This is a genomic window from Pseudomonas sp. G2-4 (genome assembly GCF_030064125.1).
In the GTDB taxonomy this organism is placed as follows: Bacteria; Pseudomonadota; Gammaproteobacteria; order Pseudomonadales; family Pseudomonadaceae; genus Aquipseudomonas.
This window is the reverse complement of the sequence record NZ_CP125957.1, coordinates 5,650,958-5,669,796: the sequence shown is the minus strand read 5'-3', so window position 1 is coordinate 5,669,796 and position 18,839 is coordinate 5,650,958. Positions and strand designations below refer to the sequence as shown.

Sequence of the window (18,839 nt, the reverse complement as noted above, 5' to 3'; positions counted from 1 at the left end):
TTGCTCCCGCTGGGCCGCGAAGCGGTCCCCCTAAAAACAGGGCCTGCTTCGCAGTCCAGCGGGAGCAAGCTCCCTCGCCACAGGGGTTTCCCAAAGGCTTTAGACCGTCTTGGCCATCCGACTCGCCACCAACGCCCAGCCCAGCAGCACCACGCACAGAATGAGCAGCGGCCACGAGCGCCATTGCAGGTACGGCGTCAGGTTGTGCATTGGCACTACTTCGCCGTAGAGGATGCCCCGCTCGAATTGCGGGATCTGTACGGTGATCTGGCCGAAAGGGTTGATCAGGCCGGTGACGCCATTGTTGGTCGCGCGGATCATCCAGCGTCCGGCTTCCAGGGCGCGCATCTGGGCCATTTGCAGGTGTTGCAGCGGGCCGATCGAGGTGCCGAACCAGGTGTCGTTGCTGATGGTCAGCAGCAGATCGCTACGGGCCGAGAGGCTGGCGGCGAATTCCGGGTAGACCACTTCGTAACAGATGAACGGCGCGATCTGGTAACCCTTGGCTTGCAGCAATGGCTGGTCGGCCGGGCCTCGGGCGAAGTCCGACATGGGCAGGTCGAAGAAGGCGATCAGGCCACGCAGGATGTCTTGCAGTGGCACGTACTCGCCGAAGGGCACGAGTTTCTGCTTCAGGTAAGTGCCGTCGCCTTCGCCGGTCACGGTGATGCCGTTGAAGTAACGCTTCTCATGGCGTACCAGTTGGCGAATCGGCACGCCGGTGATCAACGCCGAATGCCGCTCGGCGGCGAAGCTGCCCATCATGTCCAGGTAGCCCTGGGCGGACTCCTTGAGCACCGGTACCGCGGTTTCCGGCCAGATCAGCAGGTCGACACGCTTGGACGCGAAGCTCATGTCGCGGTACAGCGCCAACTGTGCGTTGAGCTGGTCCGGGTCCCATTTCATGCTCTGTTCGATGTTGCCCTGGATCGCCGCGACGCTCAGCGGTTCGCCCGAAGGGCTGGTCCAGGCATGCCCCTTGAACGCCATGCCGGCCACCCACGGGCCGATCAGCAACACTACGCCAGCCGCGATAAAGCCCTTGCGCCCGGTGCGGATCAACCGGGGCGCGTTGTAAAGCAGCGCGGCGGTCAGCGCCAGGGTGAAGGAAATCAGCCACATTCCGCCCAGCGGCGCGAGGCCGGCCAGCGGGCCGTCGAGCTGGCTGTAACCGGAATACAGCCACGGGAACCCAGTGAGGAACCAGCCGCGAAAGGCTTCCTGGCCCAGCCACAGCGCGGCGAAGGCCAGGGCATCGGCCAGCGGTGCCTCGTTACGCCGCAACCAGCGTGCCCACAGCCAGGCGGGCAGAGCGAAGAACCAGGCGATGGCGGCGACGAACAGCAGCATCAACAGCCCGGCGAGCAGTACCGAGGCGCCGCCGAAGTTATGGATGCTGACGTAGATCCAGCTAGTGCCGGCGCCAAACAGGCCAAAACCGAAGCACCAGCCACGGCCCAGGGCCTGGCGTGGCGAAAGCTCGCGCAAGCCGGCATAGAACAGCCCGACCGCCAGCAACGCCAGCGGCCAGATGTCGAACGGCGCCAGGGCCAGGGTGGTGATCGCACCGGCCACCACGGCCAGCAGGTTACCGGGCCAGCCGGGGCGGGTTATCCAGCGCATTGTTGTCCTTAGCGGGTCTCGCAGGGTTTATCGGGCAATGGGAGACAGGCGCAGCAGATGGATCCGGCGGCTGTCGGCATTCAGGATGCGGAAGCGCCAGGAGCCGATTTCCGTGGTTTCGTTGCGCTTGGGCAGGTGCCCGAAAGCACTCATCACCAGGCCGCCAACGGTGTCGAACTCATCGTCGGAGAATTGGCTGTCGAAGAACTCGTTGAAGTTCTCGATCGGCGTCAGGGCCTTGATCAGGAAGTCGCCGCTGGGCAGTGGCTTGATGTAGCTGTCTTCCTCGACATCGTGCTCGTCTTCGATGTCGCCGACGATCTGCTCGAGTACGTCTTCGATGGTGACCAGCCCGGCCACGCCGCCGTACTCGTCGATGACGATGGCCATGTGGTTGTGGTTGGCGCGAAATTCACGCAGCAGCACGTTCAGGCGCTTGGACTCGGGCACGAAGGTGGCCGGACGCAGCAGATCCCTGATGTTGAAGCTGTCGCCGTTTTCCTGAAGGATCAGCGGCAGCAGGTCCTTGGCCAGCAACACGCCCATGACATCGTCATGGCTCTCGCCGACCACCGGGTAACGCGAGTGAGCGGAGTCGACCACGGCGGGCAGGAACTCACGGGGGGTCTGGGTCGCCTTGATGCTGACCATCTGCGAGCGCGGGACCATGATGTCCCGTACTTGCAGGTCAGCGACCTGGATGGCGCCTTCGACGATGGCCAGCGCTTCGCTGTCCAGCAACTTGTTCTGGTGTGCATCGCGCAGCAGCTCCAGCAGCTCCTGGCGGTTTTTCGGCTCGTGGGCAAAAGCCTGGGTGAGCTTGCCCAGCCATGACTTCTGCCCGTTGCTCGATCGATCTTCGCTCATAGCGATTACTCTGAATCCTTTGTCGTTACAGGTTGATGTATCAGTGTTCGTCGCCGGCATAGGGGTCGGGATGACCCAGCTCTGCAAGCAACGTTCGTTCCAGTGCTTCCATTTCTTCGGCTTCGTCATCTTCTATATGGTCGTAACCGAGCAGATGCAAGCAGCCGTGGATCACCAGATGAGCCCAGTGGGCCTCAGGGGTCTTGTCTTGTTCAGCCGCTTCACGCTCCACCACCGGGACGCAGATCACCAGGTCGCCCAGCAGCGGGATGTCGAGGAATTCGTCGGGCACGTCGGCGGGGAACGACAGCACGTTGGTGGCGTAGTCTTTCTGCCGCCAGGTGTGGTTCAGCTCGCGGCCTTCGGGCTCGTCCACCAGGCGGATCGTCAGTTCCGAGTCGGCGCTGCGCTGGCGCAGGGCCAGTTCGCACCATTGGCGGAACTGGGCTTCGCTGGGGGCGGCGTGATCGCTGGCCAGTTGCAGGTCGAGTTCAAGCATTGTGGCGAGTGCCTTTGCCTTCGGGCGCGTCGTCGGCCTCGCGATTCTCGAAGCGCTCGTAGGCTTCGACAATGCGTTGTACCAACGGATGACGCACGACGTCCTTGGGCATGAAATGCGTGAAGCTGATGCCCGGGACATCCTTGAGCACCTGGATCACATGGTTCAGCCCGGACTTGGTGCCCTTTGGCAGGTCGACCTGGGTGATGTCCCCGGTGATGACGGCGGTGGAGCCGAAGCCGATCCGGGTCAGGAACATTTTCATCTGCTCGACCGTGGTGTTCTGGCTTTCGTCGAGGATGATGAAGCTGTTGTTCAGGGTGCGACCGCGCATGTAGGCCAGTGGCGCGACCTCGATGACCTGGCGCTCGATCAGCTTGGCGACGTATTCGAAGCCGAGCATTTCGTACAGCGCGTCATAGAGCGGGCGCAGGTACGGGTCGATCTTCTGGGCCAGGTCGCCGGGCAGGAAGCCGAGTTTTTCACCCGCTTCGACCGCCGGACGCACCAGCAGGATGCGCCGCACTTGTTCGCGCTCCAGCGCATCGACGGCGCAGGCCACGGCCAGGTAGGTCTTGCCGGTACCGGCCGGGCCGATGCCGAAATTGATGTCGTTGCCCAGGATTTCCTTCACGTAGCGCTGCTGATTCAAGCCGCGAGGGCGAATCATGCCTTTTTTCGTGCGCAGGGCCACGGCGGGTTCCGACGGCGCGTGGTTGTCGAGTTCTTCGACGGCCGATTCCTGCAGGAACAGGTGGACGGTGTCCGGCGACAGCTCGCTTCCCTTGGTTTCCCGGTAGAGACGACGCAGCAGGTTTTCCGCGGAGGTGGTGTGCTTGGGTTCGCCGATCAGTTCGAACTGGTTTCCGCGGTTGCGGATCTCGATGGCCAGGCGCTGTTCGATCAAGCGCAAGTGCTCGTCGAATTGCCCGCACAGATTGGCGAAGCGGCGAGCCTCAAAGGGCTCGAGAATAAAGCGATGTGGTTCGATGGGTGCGTTCAAGGTCGTTTTTAGCCGCCCGGGGGCAATTAAGATGAATCCAAGGATAGCGCCAGTAGGCTGGGTGCGAAAGCTCTTAAACGGGCGAATCTGATTCCAGCGACCGACGCGGTCTTTGTGGGAGCGAGCTTGCTCGCGATGGGGGCCTCACATTCAACATCAGTATTGACTGTCATGCCGCTATCGCGAGCAAGCTCGCTCCCACAGGACGTGCGGGGTTACTGGATCAGCGAACCGCGCAGGGAGTGCGGTTGCGCGGCGTCGATGTGCACGTCGGCGAACTGGCCGATCAGGGCCGGGGTGTCGCAGCGGAAGTTGACGATGCGGTTGTTTTCGGTCCGCCCTTGCAACTCGCCCGGGTCTTTTTTCGAGTAATCGGTCACCAGAATCCGCTGGACGGAACCGACCATTTGTCGGCTGATCTCGAAACCTTGCTGGTTGAGGCGGTGTTGCAAGGCGTTGAGCCGTTCTTTTTTCACTTCTTCGGATGTTTCGTCTGCGAGGTCCGCCGCCGGGGTGCCGGGGCGCTGGCTGTAGACGAAGGAATAGGAAAAGTCGAAGCCCACGTCTTCGATCAGCTTCATGGTTTGCTGGAAGTCTTTCTCGGTTTCGCCGGGGAAACCCACGATAAAGTCCGAGCTGATGCAGATCCCCGGCACCGCCGCCCGCAGCTTGCGCAGTTTGGATTTGTACTCCAGGGCCGTGTGGTTGCGTTTCATGGCCGCGAGGATCCGGTCGGAACCCGATTGCACCGGTAAATGCAGGTGCTTGACCAGCTCGGGGACCTCGGCGTGGGCCTGGATCAGGCTGTCGGAGAACTCCAGCGGGTGCGAAGTGGTGTAGCGGATGCGGTCGATGCCATCTACCGCGGCCACCACACGGATCAGCTCGGCCAGGTCCGCCAGGCGCCCGTCGTGGGTCAGGCCACGATAGCCGTTGACGTTCTGTCCCAGCAGGGTCACTTCGCGCACGCCGTGTTCCGCCAGGTGGATGATCTCGGCGAGTACGTCGTCGAACGGCCGGCTGACTTCTTCGCCCCGGGTATAGGGCACCACGCAGAACGTGCAGTACTTGCTGCAGCCTTCCATCACCGACACATAGGCACTCGGGCCGTCGATGCGCGGCTCGGGCAGGTGGTCGAATTTTTCGATTTCCGGGAACGAGACGTCCACTTGCGGCAGCTTGGTGCTGCGCGCTGCGTCGATCATTTCGGGCAGGCGGTGCAAGGTCTGCGGGCCGAAGACCACGTCCACGTATGGCGCGCGATCACGAATGGCCGCGCCTTCCTGGCTGGCCACGCAACCGCCCACGGCGATGACCATGTCCGGGTTGGCCAGCTTCAGCTCGCGCCAGCGGCCCAGTTGGGAATACACCCGGTCCTGGGCACGCTCGCGGATCGAGCAGGTATTGAGCAGGATCACGTCCGCGTCTTCAGCGCGGGCGGTGACTTCCAGGGCCTGGTGTTCACCCAGCAGATCGACCATGCGCGAGCTGTCGTACTCGTTCATCTGGCAACCGTGGGTTTCGATGTAAAGCTTCTTGGCCATGGACGGGATCATCACGTGATTCAAAGAACCGCGCATTATAGGGAACAAGTCCCCGGGTTCCTACCGCTGCGCGAGCAGTGGCTATGCTATAGTTTGCGCCCTCATTTTTACCCGCCGATGTGTTTCGCCAGCCATGACCAAACGTGAAGCTCCAATCTACAAGGTGATTTTCCTTAACCAGGGCCAGGTGTACGAAATGTACGCCAAGCAGATCTATCAAAGTGATCTGTGGGGCTTCCTGGAAGTGGAGGAATTCGTCTTTGGCGAGCGCACGCAAGTGGTCGTCGATCCGAGCGAAGAAAAGCTCAAGGCGCAGTTCGAAGGCGTGGTGCGCAGTTTCGTGCCGATGCACTCGATCGTGCGCATCGACGAAGTCGAACGCCTGGGCACCCCGAAAATCAGCGAAGCCCGTGGCGCGGTCGGCAATGTGATGCCGTTTCCGATGCCGATGCCTGAGAAGTAAACCTGAGCGCAGTCCTCTGTGGCGAGGGAGCTTGCTCCCGCTGGGCTGCGTAGCGGCCCCAAGATTTTTGGGAGCGCTTCGCACTCCAGCGGGAGCAAGCTCCCTCGCCACATGGGCCCTGCTGCGGACTCAGGGCAACGGCGAAAAAGGCGTGCGCCCGTCGGCGTTCTGCAATTCCATCAGGTATTTGCGAAAGATCTGCCCCAGCACCTGGGTCGCCACTTCCAGCTCATCGCGGGGCATTTGCTCGGCGACTTCGTCGGCGGTGTCCAGGGCCTCTTCGGCGCCGTTGACCGCCGCCATCTTCAAGACGATGTAGGCCTGGACATTATTGGCAGGCACGCCTTCGCCATGAAAGAACATGCCGCCAAGCTTGAATTGCGCCTGGGCATGACCTTGCAGCGAAGCTTTTTCGAAATAGTCGAGGGCGAGCTTGAGGTCGCGCGGCGCCGCCTTGCCTTCGTAGTAGAACTCACCCAGCTCGTATTGCGCTTGCGCATCGCCCGCGTCCGCCGCTTTCTGACAGGCGTCGAGTGCCAATGCGAGATCTTGTGGCTGGGTATTGAGCGTGCAACGGCCCAGCGCCGGGATCAACAACGAGTTACCGCCTGCCTGTGCATTCGCGAGCAGGGGTTGTAGGAGCAACAGGCAGCCCAAGGCAAGGGTGCGGCCGGTGCGGTTCATGGGAATCGACTTACCTCTGAGGGGCGCGCGGACCCTCCGGGGGATCCAATAAGCGCGCATTATGAAATAAGCAGGGCCATCCTTACAAAGTCTTTACTCGTTTTTCTGCTGCGAGGGAACGCCAGCGGCCGCTTCGAGGGTAAATACGTAGGAAAAAAGCAGGAGGTTGTCGGTTATCACTGACGCTGGTGTCAGCCAGCGTCAGTTATCCACAGGCTTATTTCAGCGCAGCGAAAGCCCGCTCGGCAGCGTCGAGGGTGATCTTCAGCTCGGCTTCGCCATGGGCGATGGAGGTGAAGCCGGCTTCGAACGCGCTCGGCGCCAGGTACACGCCGCCGTCGAGCATTAGGTGGAAGAAGCGCTTGAACCGGTCGGCGTCGCTGGCCATCACGTCTTCGAAGGTGACGATGTCATCGGCGCCACTGAAATACAGGCCGAACATGCCGCCGGCCTGGGTGGTCACGAACGGAATGCCGGCCGCGTCGGCACGGATCTGCAAACCGTCGAGCAGGCGGGTGGTGTAGTCGGTCAGCTCGGCGTGGAAATCCGGGCGGCTGATCAGGCGCAGCGTGGTCAGGCCGGCGGCCATGGCCAGCGGATTGCCCGACAAGGTGCCGGCCTGGTAGACCGGGCCCAACGGGGCGATGCATTCCATGATGGCGCGCTTGCCGCCGAAGCAACCGACCGGCATGCCGCCGCCGATGATCTTGCCGAAGGTGCTCAGGTCCGGCGTCACGCCGTAGTGGGCCTGGGCGCCGCCGAGGGCCACGCGGAAACCGGTCATCACTTCGTCAAAAATCAACACCACGCCGTGCTGGTCGCACAGGCTGCGCAGGCCTTCGAGGAAACCCGGTGCCGGCGGTACGCAGTTCATGTTGCCGGCCACTGGCTCGACGATGATGCAAGCCACTTCCTGGCCGACTTCGCCGAGCATCTTCTCGACTTCTTCAAGGTCGTTGAACGGCAAGGTCAGGGTGTGTTTGGCGAACGCCGCCGGCACGCCGGCCGAGCTCGGCACGCCCTGGGTCAGCGCGCCGGAACCGGCCTTGACCAGCAGGCTGTCGGAATGACCGTGGTAGCAGCCTTCGAACTTGATGATGCTGTCGCGTCCGGTGAAACCACGCGCCAGGCGGATCGCGCTCATGGTCGCCTCGGTGCCGGAGCTGACCATGCGCACCATTTCCATCGACGGCACGATCGAGCAGACCAGGTCGGCCATCTCGGTTTCCATCGCGGTTGGGGCGCCGTAGGACAGGCCGTGTACCAGCTGCTTGCGCACCGCATCCAGCACGTCCGGATGGCTGTGGCCGAGGATCATCGGGCCCCACGAGCCGACGTAATCCACATAGCGCTTGTCGTCTTCGTCCGTCACGTACGCGCCTTCGGCGTGCTTGAAGAACAGCGGGGTGCCGCCAACGCTCTTGAACGCACGAACGGGGGAGTTCACGCCGCCGGGGATGTGTTTCTGGGCGTTGGCAAACAGGGTTTCGGAACGGGACATGGTTGGGCTCTCGAAAACGGAAATGGGCTATTTGATCTGCAGCAGGTCGTTGAACGCGCGGGCGCGGCGTGTCACTTCCCCGGTGCTGTCGGCGCCGAACAGGCCGTGGACCACGGCCAGCAGGTCGACCCCGTGGGCCACCAGTGGGGGGGCGTTCTCCAGGGTGATGCCACCGATGGCGCAAATCGGAACATGCAGTTTGAGGCGGGCCTGGGCGAGCAGTTCAAGATTTGCGCTGGGGGCGCCGGGCTTGGTGTTGGAGTTGAAGAATCGCCCGAACGCGACGTAGCTGGCTCCTTCGGCGGCGGCCTGCTCGGCCAGCTCCAGGCTGGCGTGGCAGGTGGAACCGATGATTGCCTGGCGCCCCAGCAGTGCCCGCACCGGTGCCAACGGACCGTCGGTCTGGCCCAGGTGTACGCCGACGCCCAGGCGCGCAGCCAGTTCGGCGTCGTCGTTGATGATCAGTCGGGTCTTGTAGCGCTCGCACAGGTTACGCAGCGCTTCGGCCTCGCGCAGGCGCCGGGCCTCGTCGCTGCTTTTATCACGGTATTGCAACAGGGTGACGCCACCTTCCAGTGCCGCTTCGACATAAGCGAGGAATTTACCGGCCAGCAACTGGCTATCGGTGATGGCATACAGGCCACGTAATTTCATTCCACAGGCCTCCGGTGCTACGAGCAGAAATCCAGCGGCAGGCGACGCGGTACGAACTGGCCTTTGCCCAGTTGTTCGGCATCGCGCAGGGTGCGCCAGGTGTAATCCAGGGCGGTCTTGACCGCGCTGGCGAGCTGTTCGCCCTGGGCCAGTCGACCGGCGAGGGCACTGGCCAGGGTGCAGCCGGAGCCGTGGTAGCTGCCGGGTAAACGCTGGCAGGTGAAGGTTTCGCGGCGACCGTCACGGCTGTACAGGCGATTATGGACTTCATGTTCGTCGCCATGGCCACCGGTGATCAACAGGTGTTTGACGAAGGGCAGCAGTTTTTCGGCGCACTCATCGGCGCTGCCCTCGGGCAGTTCGGCGAGGATGCGCGCTTCTGGCAGGTTGGGGGTGGCGATGATTGCCAGGGGCAACAGGCGTTCGCGCATGGCGTAGCCGACTTCATCCTTGCCCAGTCGTCCGCCACCGCCGGCGCGCAGCACCGGGTCGCAGACCATCGGCAAGTGTGGGTGCGCCTGGAGCAGTTCGACCACCGTGTCGACCATTTCCAACGAACCGAGCATCCCCAGCTTGACCGCCGCGACCTGTGAATCGTTGAGCACGGCATTGGCTTGCGCCAGCACCCACTCCCGATCGAGTACGCGGAAATCGCTGACATTGACTGTGTCTTGCACGGTCAAGGCGGTAACGGCCGGGGCGGCATGACAACCCTGGGCAAGCAGGGCTTCGATATCTGCCTGCAGACCGGCGCCGCCACTGGGGTCGTGGCCGGAGAGACAGAGGACAACGGGGCGAGAGCTGTAGATATTCATGGTGCGCGAGCTTACCACCAAACCCTTTCGATCGGCGCGCGCCTGTAGTGACGGGGCTATCTGCAGGCAGGATTTATTTGTGGTGAGGGGATTTATCCCCGCTGGGGTGCGAAGCGCCCCCAATTCAAGCTATCTGACATACCGAGGCGACAGTTATCGGGGCTGCTTCGCAACCCAGCGGGGATAAATCCCCTCGCCACAGGACCCCTGTGCCTGGTCAAACAATTGAGCTTGGCTCCAAGGCGGTATCGCAGCTGACCAAGGCAACAGCTCTATCTCAACGCTTGGCGCTGGAGCGCCCGTCCTAGAGCCTTCTGTGGGAAAAATTTCAATGGTGCAAATTGGCCATCAACGGCTATGCTACAGATGGATCCAACTCATAAAAGGTAATGCCGGTTTTACGTCTACTCAGGGAATGGGGGGCTTCCTGACTCAACCGGACAGGCCACGCTGGGGCTTAAATGCGCTATTTGCTGATATTGCTGCTGTGCTTGTCCCCTTTGGCAAGTGCCCTTGAATTCGATGAACTCACCCAAAGCCTGCCCTTGGGCCATGCCCTGCAAGTGTTCGAAGACGCGAACGGCACGGCTTCCATCGACGATGTCGTCGCCCAGGCTGCCGCAGGTGGCTTCAAGCCTCACGACAACGCCGCGCTGAACGCCGGCTATTCGCGCTCGGCGTTCTGGCTGAAAATCGATTTGCATTACCGTCCCGGTAATCCGGACGCCCAACGCACGTGGCTGCTGGAGCTAGCGTATCCGCCGCTGGACCACCTCGATTTGTATCTGCCAGACGCCGCCGGGGCGTATCGCCTGGTTCGCCAGACCGGTGATGCCTTGCCGTTCGCCAGTCGGGAAATTCGCCAGAACAATTACCTGTTCAGCCTGGATTTCAAACCCGATCAGCGGCAGACGCTGTACCTGCGCCTGCAAAGCCAGGGTTCGATCCAGGCACCGCTGACGCTGTGGTCGAGCACCGCTTATCTCGAACAACAGCCGTTGCGGCTGTATGTGTTGGGAACCATCTATGGCGTGTTGCTGGGAATGCTGGTCTACAACCTGTTCATTTACCTGAGCGTGCGGGATACCAGCTACCTCTATTACATCGTCTATATCGCCTCGTTCGGCCTGTATCAGTTGTCGGTCAACGGCGCGGCGGTGGAGTATTTCTGGCCGGACAACCCCTGGTGGGCCAATGCCGCGACGCCTTTCTTCATCGGCTGCGCGGGCCTGTTTGGCAGCCAGTTCGCCCGCAGCTTCCTGCAAACGGCGCAACACAGTCGTTGGCTTGACCGCCTGCTGCTGGCGCTGATCGCCTACAGCGCAGTGGTGGTCGGCTTGTCGCTGATGACCAGCTATGCCTTGGCACTGCGCCTGGCGACTGTGCTGGCGCTGGTGTTCACGGTGGTGATCTTTGGCGCTGGATTGTTTGCCTGGTGGCGCGGCCTGCGAGTGGCACGCTATTTCATCATCGCCTGGTCGGCCTTTCTGCTGGGCGGGATCGTCAACACGATGATGGTGCTTGGCTATCTGCCAAACATCTTCCTGACCATGTACGCGAGCCAGATCGGCTCGGCCATTGAAGTGGCGCTGTTGTCCCTGGCCCTGGCCGACCGCATCAATGCCCTGCGCGAGCAGCAGGCCCAGACCCTGTTCGACGCCGGACAGAAACTCGAAGTACTCAACCAGCAGCTGGCCCATAGCAACAAGCTCAAGGACGAGTTCCTTGCCACGTTGACCCATGAACTGCGTACGCCGATGAATGGGATCATCGGTTCTCTGGAGTTGATGGAAACCGTCGAAATGGACGAGGAGCTGACGCAATACCAACAAACCGCCGCCGGTTCGGCGCGGGACATGATGCGTATGGTCAACGGCATCCTCACCCTCACCGAGTTGCAGGCCGGCAGGCTCAAGGTCTACCCGGCACCGTTCAGCCTGCGCAGTGTGATCGAAGCCTTGCAGGTGCAGTTCGCGGCCAATGCCGCGGCCAAAGGCCTGGATTTCAAGGTTGAAGTGACCCCAGGACTGACGGACCGACTGCTCGGCGACAGCGACAAACTGGCCCAAAGCCTGGAGTGTCTGCTGGACAACGCCATCAAGTTCACCCGAGTGGGCGGCCTGGCGTTGCGGGTCAGTGGCAAGCCGACGGAGCTTGATCGCGTGGTGTTGTCTTTCGCCGTGATCGACACCGGTATCGGCTTCACGGACCTGGGGGAGGCGACCCTGTACCAGCGCTTTTTCCAGCTCGACGGTTCAATGACCCGCGAGTATGGCGGCCTCGGTGTGGGGCTGGCGATCTGCCGGCAATTGGTGGATCTGCTCGGTGGGCGCCTGACCCACACCTCCGAGCCCGGTCGCGGCAGCCGTTTTCAGTTGGACGTCGAGTTTGAAATGGCACTGCCCGCCGGTGTCCCGGCGACGTTTTCGTTCGGCGGTCGTCAAGGCTCGCGCCTGCCCCAGGACTGCACGGTGCTGTTGGCGGATGACCACAATGTCGATCAATGGGTGATGCGCGGCATGTTGCTCAAGCTCGGTTACCGGGTGCGCACCGCCGACAGCGGTCGTGCGGCATTGGATTTGTTGCAGGGCGAGAGCTTTGACGCGGTGGTGCTCGATTGCCAGTCGCCGCCGCTGGACGGGGTGTCGGTCTGCTGCCAGATCCGTGCGCTATCTGGCGGTGAGGATTTGCCGGTGCTGGTGGTCAGCCCGCACCTGGACCTAGAGCGTTGCCCGCCGGGTGCCTTGATTGACTATCTAAGCAAACCGGTAAAATTCGAGGCATTGCAGGCAATTCTGCAACGACGGGTGCTTTGTCCGAAACAGGGTGAAAGCGCCGACATTTAGGCGGGTATGACACTTTGTTCGACGTGTGGGCGGTGCTTAACTGAACCCTGCTGGTCGATCGAGGAGCCCCGTCATGAACCTGCACCAGTTCGCCGAAACCCACGATGTCACCAATCAGCCGCCGTCCCTGGACGGCGCCAATCTGTATCGCATCGACCTGCCGCTGCAGCAGTGGTCGCAGCGTTTCGGCGCTGGTTGGGCGCAGGCGCGGATTGATGAATATGGTGCGCTGGCCGGCGGGCCGCTGATGGAAGCCGGGTTCCTGGCCAACCAGAATAAGCCGGTGTTCTCCAGCCATGATCGTTACGGCCACCGCATCGATCTGGTGGAGTTCCATCCCGCTTATCACCAGTTGATGCGCACCGCCGTCGAGCATGGCCTGCCCAGTCTGCCGTGGGCCCATCCGCAACCCGGTGCCCATGTCGCCCGTGCGTCGATGACTTATCTGCACAGCCAGGCCGAAGCCGGCACCGGCTGTCCCTTGACCATGACCTTTGCCAGCGTACCGGCGTTGCGCTTGCAGCCGGACCTGGCCGAGCACTGGTTGCCGAAAGTGCTCGCCACCGAGTACGACCCGCGCAACGTCGCCATCGCCCACAAGGCCGGGGTCACCCTGGGCATGGCCATGACCGAAAAGCAGGGCGGCACCGATGTCCGGGCCAACACCACCAAGGCCTACCCGGTGGGCGCCAGCGGGCCAGGCCAGGCCTATGAACTGGTGGGGCATAAGTGGTTCTGTTCGGCGCCGATGTGCGATGCCTTCCTCACGCTGGCCCACACCGACAAGGGCCTGACCTGTTTCCTGCTGCCGCGCCATCGCCCGGACGACACCCGCAATCAGTTCTATATCCAGCGGTTGAAAAACAAGCTGGGCAACTGTTCCAACGCCTCCAGCGAGGTTGAGTTCCGCGGGGCCTTGGCCTGGATGGTCGGCGAAGAAGGGCGCGGGGTGCCGACGATCATCGAGATGGTCGCCATGACGCGGTTCGATTGCATGGTCGGTTCCAGCGCGCTGATGCGCCAGGCGTTGACCCAGGCCAGTCATCACTGCGCGCACCGCAAGGTCGGTGGCAGGCTGTTGAGCGAGCAACCACTGATGCAAAACGTCCTGGCTGACCTGGCGCTGGAAAGCGAGTCCGCCCTGGCCCTGAGCCTGCGCATGGGCCGGGCACTGGATCACTTGAGCGATGAGCACGAGGCCAAGTTCGCCCGGCTGGTGACGGCGGTGGGCAAATACTGGATCTGCAAGCGCGCCCCGGCGATGATCAACGAAGCCGCCGAATGCATGGGCGGCGCCGGCTACGTCGAAGACAGCATCCTGCCGCGCTTGTACCGGGAGGCGCCGGTCAATTCGACGTGGGAGGGCTCCGGCAACGTGCAGTGCCTGGATGTGTTGCGGGCCCTGTCCAAGGAGCCTGGGGTCTTGGAAGTGCTGTTTAGCGAACTGGGCGACGGCCACGGCGACAAGCGCCTGGCCGGCCATATCGAGCGCTTGCAAGCGGCGTTCAAGGACACCGACGATATCCAGTACCGCGCTCGGCAATTGACCGAAGACATTGCCGTTGGCCTGCAAGCCAAGCTGTTGCTGGAAGCAGGCAACAGCGACGTCAGCGATGCCTTCATCGCCAGCCGCCTCGGCTCGACAGGCCGGGTGTACGGCGCCTTGCCCCGGGGCCTGAATGTGGAAGCGATCGTGACGCGCTCCACCCCACACGGCTTTTAGAAACAACACATACCCCTGTGGGAGCGAGCTGTACGCCACATCTGAGTACGCCATCGAACTCTTGTGGGAGCGAGCTTGCTCGCGAAGGCGTCGGCCCATCCAGCATCTGTGGTGACTGACACCCCGCTATCGCGAGCAAGCTCGCTCCCACAGTGGATCTGAGCTGTACGCCACATCTGAGTACGCCATCGAACCCTTGTGGGAGCGAGCTTGCTCGCGATGGCGTCGGCCCATCCAGCATCTGTGGTGACTGATACCTCGCTAACGCGAGCAGGCTCGCTCCCACAGGGAATCGATCGAGTCGACTACGCCACTGTTCCCGTCGGGCGGCGATGCAGGCAAGATGAAGGCCTGCAAGTCAGAACACAGGAAGCTGATCGTGACCGAAGCGTTTATTGTCGTTCAAACCGCCGAGCAAGCCGTGGATCGGCTGGCTGCCCTGCACGAGCGTGCGACCACCTCGTTGAACCAGGCGCTCATGCGTTACATCAAGGACCGCGTCGAGCCAGATGCCGAGCAACGGGCGTTGTTTCGCTATCCCGCCTTGCGCCTGACCTACCAGTGCCACGGCGAAGTCCCACAAACCACCCGCGCTTACGCCAAGGTCCAGCTGCCCGGCACCTACAGCGTCACTGTCACCCATCCCGCCGCGTTTCGTAAGTACCTGCTGGAACAGCTGGTCCCACTGATGCATGACTTTACCGTCACCGTGGAAGTGGGTGTCAGCGAGCAGAACATTCCGTACCCGTACGTGGTGGAGCAGGGCGATGAACTGGCCGGCTCCGGCGTGACCGCAGCGGTGCTGGCGCGGGTATTCCCCAGCACCGACCTGTCGGCCGCCACCGATGGCATCGCCGACGGCCTCTATGACTGGGAAAACACCGACCCGCTGCCCCTGGCGCTGTTCGACGCCGCCCGCGTGGATTTCTCCCTGCGCCGCTTGGTGCATTACACCGGCAGCGACTGGCGCCATGTGCAGCCGTGGATCCTGCTGACCAACTATCACCGCTATGTCGACCAGTTCATCGTCCATGGCCTGGAGCAGTTGCGCAGCGACCCGCGCTTTGTGCGCATGGTCCTGCCGGGCAACGTGATCATCGACAAAGACATGGACCATGGCGAAGCGTCGGCCATCGCTGCCGGCGTGGTCTGGCACCGCTACCAGATGCCGGCCTATCACCTGCAGGCCAACGATGGCCATGGTGTGACCCTGGTGAACATCGGTGTCGGCCCGTCCAACGCCAAGAACATCACCGACCACCTAGCCGTGCTGAGGCCACACTGCTGGTTGATGATCGGCCACTGCGGCGGGCTGCGGCAGTCCCAGACCATTGGCGACTATGTACTGGCCCACGCCTACATGCGCCGCGACGGGATTCTCGACCGGGTGGTGCCGCCGAACATTCCGATTCCGGCCCTGGCCGAAGTGCAGATGGCCTTGCAGCAAGCCGCGGCCACCGTCACCGGGGAAAAGGGCGACGAGCTGAAGAAACGCCTGCGCACCGGTACCGTGCTGACCTACGACGACCGCAACTGGGAATTGCGCTGGGCCCAGGAGCGTCCGTTGATCAACCTGTCCCGGGCCGTGGCGGTGGACATGGAAAGCGGCACCATCGCCGCCCAGGGTTATCGCCTGCGGGTGCCGTATGGCACGTTGCTGTGCGTTTCGGACAAACCGTTGCACAGCGAGATCAAGCTGCCGGGCTCGGCCAACGCCTTCTATGAGCGGGCGGTCAACCAGCATCTGAAGATCGGCATCGCGGCGCTGGACCTGTTGCGCACCGAACTCAACTCGTTGCATTCGCGCAAGTTGCGCAGTTTCGACGAGCCGCCGTTCCGCTGATCGGATGGTGGTTATTTAGCGGTCGGGCCACTAGCATGGTCGGCCCAGACTGCTAGATGTTGTGTTCGCCATGCCACGCCCACCACGCCCCGTTTCCCGCCGCCCTGGCGCGACGCCTTCAGCCTCCACCCCGCGCCGTGTGGCCAAGGCCCCGCCGGCCGAGCCAAAGCTGATCCTGTTCAACAAACCCTTCGATGTGCTGACGCAATTCAGCGACGGAGAAGGGCGGGCGACGCTCAAGGATTTTATCGATGTACCGGGCATTTACCCGGCCGGGCGGTTGGATCGCGACAGCGAAGGGTTGCTGCTGCTGACCAACGACGGACAACTGCAAGCGCGCATTGCCGACCCCAGGCACAAGCTGGCCAAGACTTACTGGGTGCAGGTGGAAGGCGAGCCGAGTGCCGAGCAGTTGCAGCGTTTGCGCGATGGGGTGGAGTTGAATGACGGCATGACCTTGCCAGCCGAGGCGCGACCGTTGGACGAGCCGCAATTATGGCCGCGCAACCCGCCGGTGCGGTTTCGTAAAAGCGTGCCCACGAGTTGGCTGGAACTGGTGATTCGCGAAGGGCGCAACCGCCAGGTACGGCGCATGACCGCTGCGGTGGGCTTGCCGACATTGCGCCTGGTGCGAGTCAGGATCGGCGACTGGACAATCGAAGGGCTCGATCAGGGCCAGTGGAAAGAAGTGCCTGCGCGCTTATAACGTCCCGGACTCGATCAGGCCGATCACCACGCTCTTGATGATGAACGCCGCGACGCCCAACCCCAGCACAAAAAACAGGATGAACGAGCCGAAACGCCCGGCCTTGGACTTCTTCGCCAGATCCCAGACGATGAAACCCATGAAAATAATCAGGATGCTGACCAGGCCGGTCATCATCCACTCTTCGAAAACAGCAGGATCCATCGGGGCACTCCGGCGTGGGCGGGATTGAAAAGGCGCGGCGAGTATACGGCATGGGGGCAGGGCAGAGGATTGGCCTGCGGCGGTGTGTCGCAGCTATTCATCGCCTGGGCTGGCGCTTTTGTGGCGAGGGAGCTTGCTCCCGCTGGGTTGCGCAGCGACCCTAGACTTCGACCGGATTGCCAGTGGACCGGTTTGCGACTGCTGCGCAGTCGAGCGGGAGCAAGCTCCCTCGCCACAGAAGCGCTCAGCTGCGCAGATGAGTCAACGGCAACTCGGTGCTGTTAAGCACCTGGTTCAGCACAAAGCTCGAACGCACGCTGGTCACGCCATCAATACGCGTCAGGTGACCGAGCAACAGTTTCTGGTAATGGTCCATGTCCGGCACCACGACCTTGAGTTGGTAGTCCGCGTCCATGCCGGTCACCAGGCTGCACTCCAGCACCTGCGGCAGGTTGCGGATGGCCGCTTCGAAGTTCTCGAAACGCTCGGGGGTGTGACGGTCCATGCCGATCAGCACGTAGGCGGTCAGGCTCAGGCCCAGCATCTTGCGGTCGAGCAGGGCAACCTGACGAGTGATGTAGCCGTCGTCCTCCAATTGCTTGACCCGTCGTGAGCAAGGGGAGGGCGACAGCCCGATGCGTTCGGCCAGCTCCTGGTTGGAGATGCGTGCATCGCGCTGCAATTCCGCCAGAATGCTCAGGTCATAACGGTCGAGTTTGCTCATCAGTCGGGCCTTTATCTTGATAATTGCGGCAGATTATCTATCCGAGGTTAAAAATTGCGCAAGTGATGTTTATTTCCGCAATCTTCGCAATCATCCGTCGGCGCCCCGCCCTTATCCTTATCACCAAGATCACTGCTCGGACAAACAGTCCAGTGCAGCCCGCCCAATCAGGACGGCTGCGGTCGCGGCACCCACCGGTGCTGGCAGACCCCCGAGCTGCACACTGTCCAGAAGACGGCGTGAGGTGAGCCGACGTCAAAAGCGTCGAGCACGGACGAAATTCTCAAGGGGAGGCCGACGGGTCTCCCTTTTTTATTGGGCGCAGATTCTGCTTTTGACTAGGGCGCGGCGTAACCGCAGGAGCGCAAGCGTTGGCGGGTCAGGCGTTTGTCCGGGTAGTCGGCCCCCCAGTTCAGGTGCTGGTCATAGCGGGATTTGACGTGGGCGCAGGCGGCTTTGATCTTTGCGTCGGCCTCGGCCAGGGCGGCGTCGGACAGACGATTGATTTTCAGGCTCCGGAAGAAGGGCAGTATGAAGGCCTGCTCCAGGTCGTAGCCTTTGGTGCCTTCGGGTAAGCGTTGACCGGCGCTGACCGAGAACGGTTGTTTCAAGCCGCTCTGACTTTCCCAGCACCAGTAGGTGACGTCCTCTTCCCAAGCATCCGTCGGGCTGTGCCATATGTCGTAGAAACGCAGGCATTGCAGGCCTTGTCGGGTGACCCAATCGATTCTTTCGGGGCGCGCCTTGCTCGGGGTGAGGTCCATCAGGGCGAGTTTGTTTTGCAGGAACTGCTCGGGAGAATAGAGCGTCCCTTCGTCCTTGCCATCAAGCAGACTTTCGACGGTTATCCAGCGCGATGAGGCCAGTACGACGAGGTCATCGGAGCGAAAGCCGCCGGCAGCACTCGCCGACTGAATGTCGCGCACCTTGTCATAGTTGAAGCCGCTTTTGATCGTGCCGCACGGCGTGCGCCGCAATGGCCCTGGCAAGTCGTAGGAGAAGCGTGGGCTCAGGGTCACCCGTTGTTCCCCCACTTCGCACAGCATCCGGCTCAGCCGCTCACCATCTTCATGTACCAGAGGTGCGCGCCCGCAGCCCCACAGGGCCACGGGCAATAGCATCAGGACAAGTAGCCCTGGC

17 protein-coding genes are annotated in these 18,839 nt (G+C 62.3%); 5 read left to right on the top strand and 12 right to left on the bottom strand.

Annotated elements, in window-relative coordinates:
• Nucleotides 1-99 precede the first annotated feature (99 nt).
• The 5 genes from lnt to miaB all read right to left on the bottom strand — a co-directional run bounded on the left by lnt (nt 100) and on the right by miaB (nt 5,536).
• Nucleotides 100-1,623, bottom strand: coding sequence for an apolipoprotein N-acyltransferase (gene lnt / locus QNH97_RS24835; protein WP_283554338.1), 1,524 nt, complete (start codon nt 1,621-1,623; stop codon nt 100-102).
• A gap of 27 nt (nt 1,624-1,650) precedes the next feature.
• Nucleotides 1,651-2,490 (bottom strand): CorC family transporter, encoded by an 840-nt coding sequence (locus tag QNH97_RS24830; RefSeq protein WP_283554337.1) that lies wholly within the window; start codon nt 2,488-2,490, stop codon nt 1,651-1,653.
• 40 nt (nt 2,491-2,530) lie between these two features.
• The gene (gene ybeY, locus QNH97_RS24825; protein WP_283554336.1) at nt 2,531-2,989 is read right to left on the bottom strand and encodes an rRNA maturation RNase YbeY; all 459 of its coding nucleotides are present in this window, start codon (nt 2,987-2,989) and stop codon (nt 2,531-2,533) included.
• Nucleotides 2,982-3,992, bottom strand: coding sequence for a PhoH family protein (locus QNH97_RS24820; RefSeq protein ID WP_283554335.1), 1,011 nt, complete (start codon nt 3,990-3,992; stop codon nt 2,982-2,984). Before QNH97_RS24820 ends, ybeY begins: the two co-directional genes overlap by 8 nt.
• 215 nt (nt 3,993-4,207) lie before the next feature.
• The gene (gene miaB / locus QNH97_RS24815) at nt 4,208-5,536 is read right to left on the bottom strand and encodes a tRNA (N6-isopentenyl adenosine(37)-C2)-methylthiotransferase MiaB (protein WP_038436950.1); all 1,329 of its coding nucleotides are present in this window, start codon (nt 5,534-5,536) and stop codon (nt 4,208-4,210) included.
• Nucleotides 5,537-5,669: 133 nt separating this feature from the next.
• Between miaB and QNH97_RS24810 the strand changes: the two genes are divergently transcribed.
• On the top strand, nt 5,670-5,999 hold the full coding sequence (locus QNH97_RS24810; RefSeq protein ID WP_007894425.1) for a DUF1820 family protein: 330 nt from the start codon (nt 5,670-5,672) through the stop codon (nt 5,997-5,999).
• Between the two features lie 129 nt (nt 6,000-6,128).
• Here QNH97_RS24810 and QNH97_RS24805 read toward each other — a convergent pair whose 3' ends face one another.
• From QNH97_RS24805 to QNH97_RS24790, 4 genes are all read right to left on the bottom strand, one after another.
• Nucleotides 6,129-6,683, bottom strand: a complete 555-nt coding sequence (locus QNH97_RS24805) for a tetratricopeptide repeat protein (RefSeq protein ID WP_283554334.1) — start codon at nt 6,681-6,683, stop codon at nt 6,129-6,131.
• Between the two features lie 217 nt (nt 6,684-6,900).
• Nucleotides 6,901-8,184: a glutamate-1-semialdehyde 2,1-aminomutase gene (hemL, locus tag QNH97_RS24800; RefSeq protein ID WP_283554333.1), complete on the bottom strand. Its 1,284-nt coding sequence runs from the start codon at nt 8,182-8,184 to the stop codon at nt 6,901-6,903.
• 27 nt (nt 8,185-8,211) lie between these two features.
• Nucleotides 8,212-8,838, bottom strand: coding sequence for a thiamine phosphate synthase (gene thiE, locus QNH97_RS24795; RefSeq protein ID WP_283554332.1), 627 nt, complete (start codon nt 8,836-8,838; stop codon nt 8,212-8,214).
• Nucleotides 8,839-8,855: 17 nt separating this feature from the next.
• On the bottom strand, nt 8,856-9,653 hold the full coding sequence (locus QNH97_RS24790) for a hydroxymethylpyrimidine/phosphomethylpyrimidine kinase (protein ID WP_092459561.1): 798 nt from the start codon (nt 9,651-9,653) through the stop codon (nt 8,856-8,858).
• A 461-nt stretch (nt 9,654-10,114) separates the two neighbouring features.
• Here QNH97_RS24790 and QNH97_RS24785 point away from each other — a divergent pair, with 461 nt between their 5' ends.
• The 4 genes from QNH97_RS24785 to QNH97_RS24770 all read left to right on the top strand — a co-directional run bounded on the left by QNH97_RS24785 (nt 10,115) and on the right by QNH97_RS24770 (nt 16,771).
• The gene (locus tag QNH97_RS24785; protein WP_283554331.1) at nt 10,115-12,499 is read left to right on the top strand and encodes a hybrid sensor histidine kinase/response regulator; all 2,385 of its coding nucleotides are present in this window, start codon (nt 10,115-10,117) and stop codon (nt 12,497-12,499) included.
• A gap of 73 nt (nt 12,500-12,572) precedes the next feature.
• Entirely contained in the window at nt 12,573-14,222 is a 1,650-nt protein-coding gene (locus QNH97_RS24780) for an acyl-CoA dehydrogenase family protein (protein ID WP_283554330.1), read from the top strand.
• A gap of 343 nt (nt 14,223-14,565) precedes the next feature.
• Nucleotides 14,566-16,065, top strand: a complete 1,500-nt coding sequence (amn, locus tag QNH97_RS24775) for an AMP nucleosidase (RefSeq protein ID WP_283554329.1) — start codon at nt 14,566-14,568, stop codon at nt 16,063-16,065.
• 139 nt (nt 16,066-16,204) lie between these two features.
• Nucleotides 16,205-16,771, top strand: a complete 567-nt coding sequence (locus QNH97_RS24770) for a pseudouridine synthase (protein WP_283557547.1) — start codon at nt 16,205-16,207, stop codon at nt 16,769-16,771.
• Here the strand turns inward: QNH97_RS24770 and QNH97_RS24765 are convergent.
• The 3 genes from QNH97_RS24765 to QNH97_RS24755 form a co-directional block, all read right to left on the bottom strand.
• Nucleotides 16,766-16,975 (bottom strand): DUF2788 domain-containing protein, encoded by a 210-nt coding sequence (locus tag QNH97_RS24765; protein ID WP_039594082.1) that lies wholly within the window; start codon nt 16,973-16,975, stop codon nt 16,766-16,768. The two genes, QNH97_RS24770 and QNH97_RS24765, sit on opposite strands and share 6 nt — an antisense overlap.
• Before the next feature lie 244 nt (nt 16,976-17,219).
• On the bottom strand, nt 17,220-17,699 hold the full coding sequence (locus tag QNH97_RS24760) for an Lrp/AsnC family transcriptional regulator (protein WP_025215622.1): 480 nt from the start codon (nt 17,697-17,699) through the stop codon (nt 17,220-17,222).
• 338 nt (nt 17,700-18,037) lie between these two features.
• Nucleotides 18,038-18,820, bottom strand: a complete 783-nt coding sequence (locus QNH97_RS24755; protein ID WP_283554328.1) for a hypothetical protein — start codon at nt 18,818-18,820, stop codon at nt 18,038-18,040.
• Nucleotides 18,821-18,839: the final 19 nt, after the last annotated feature.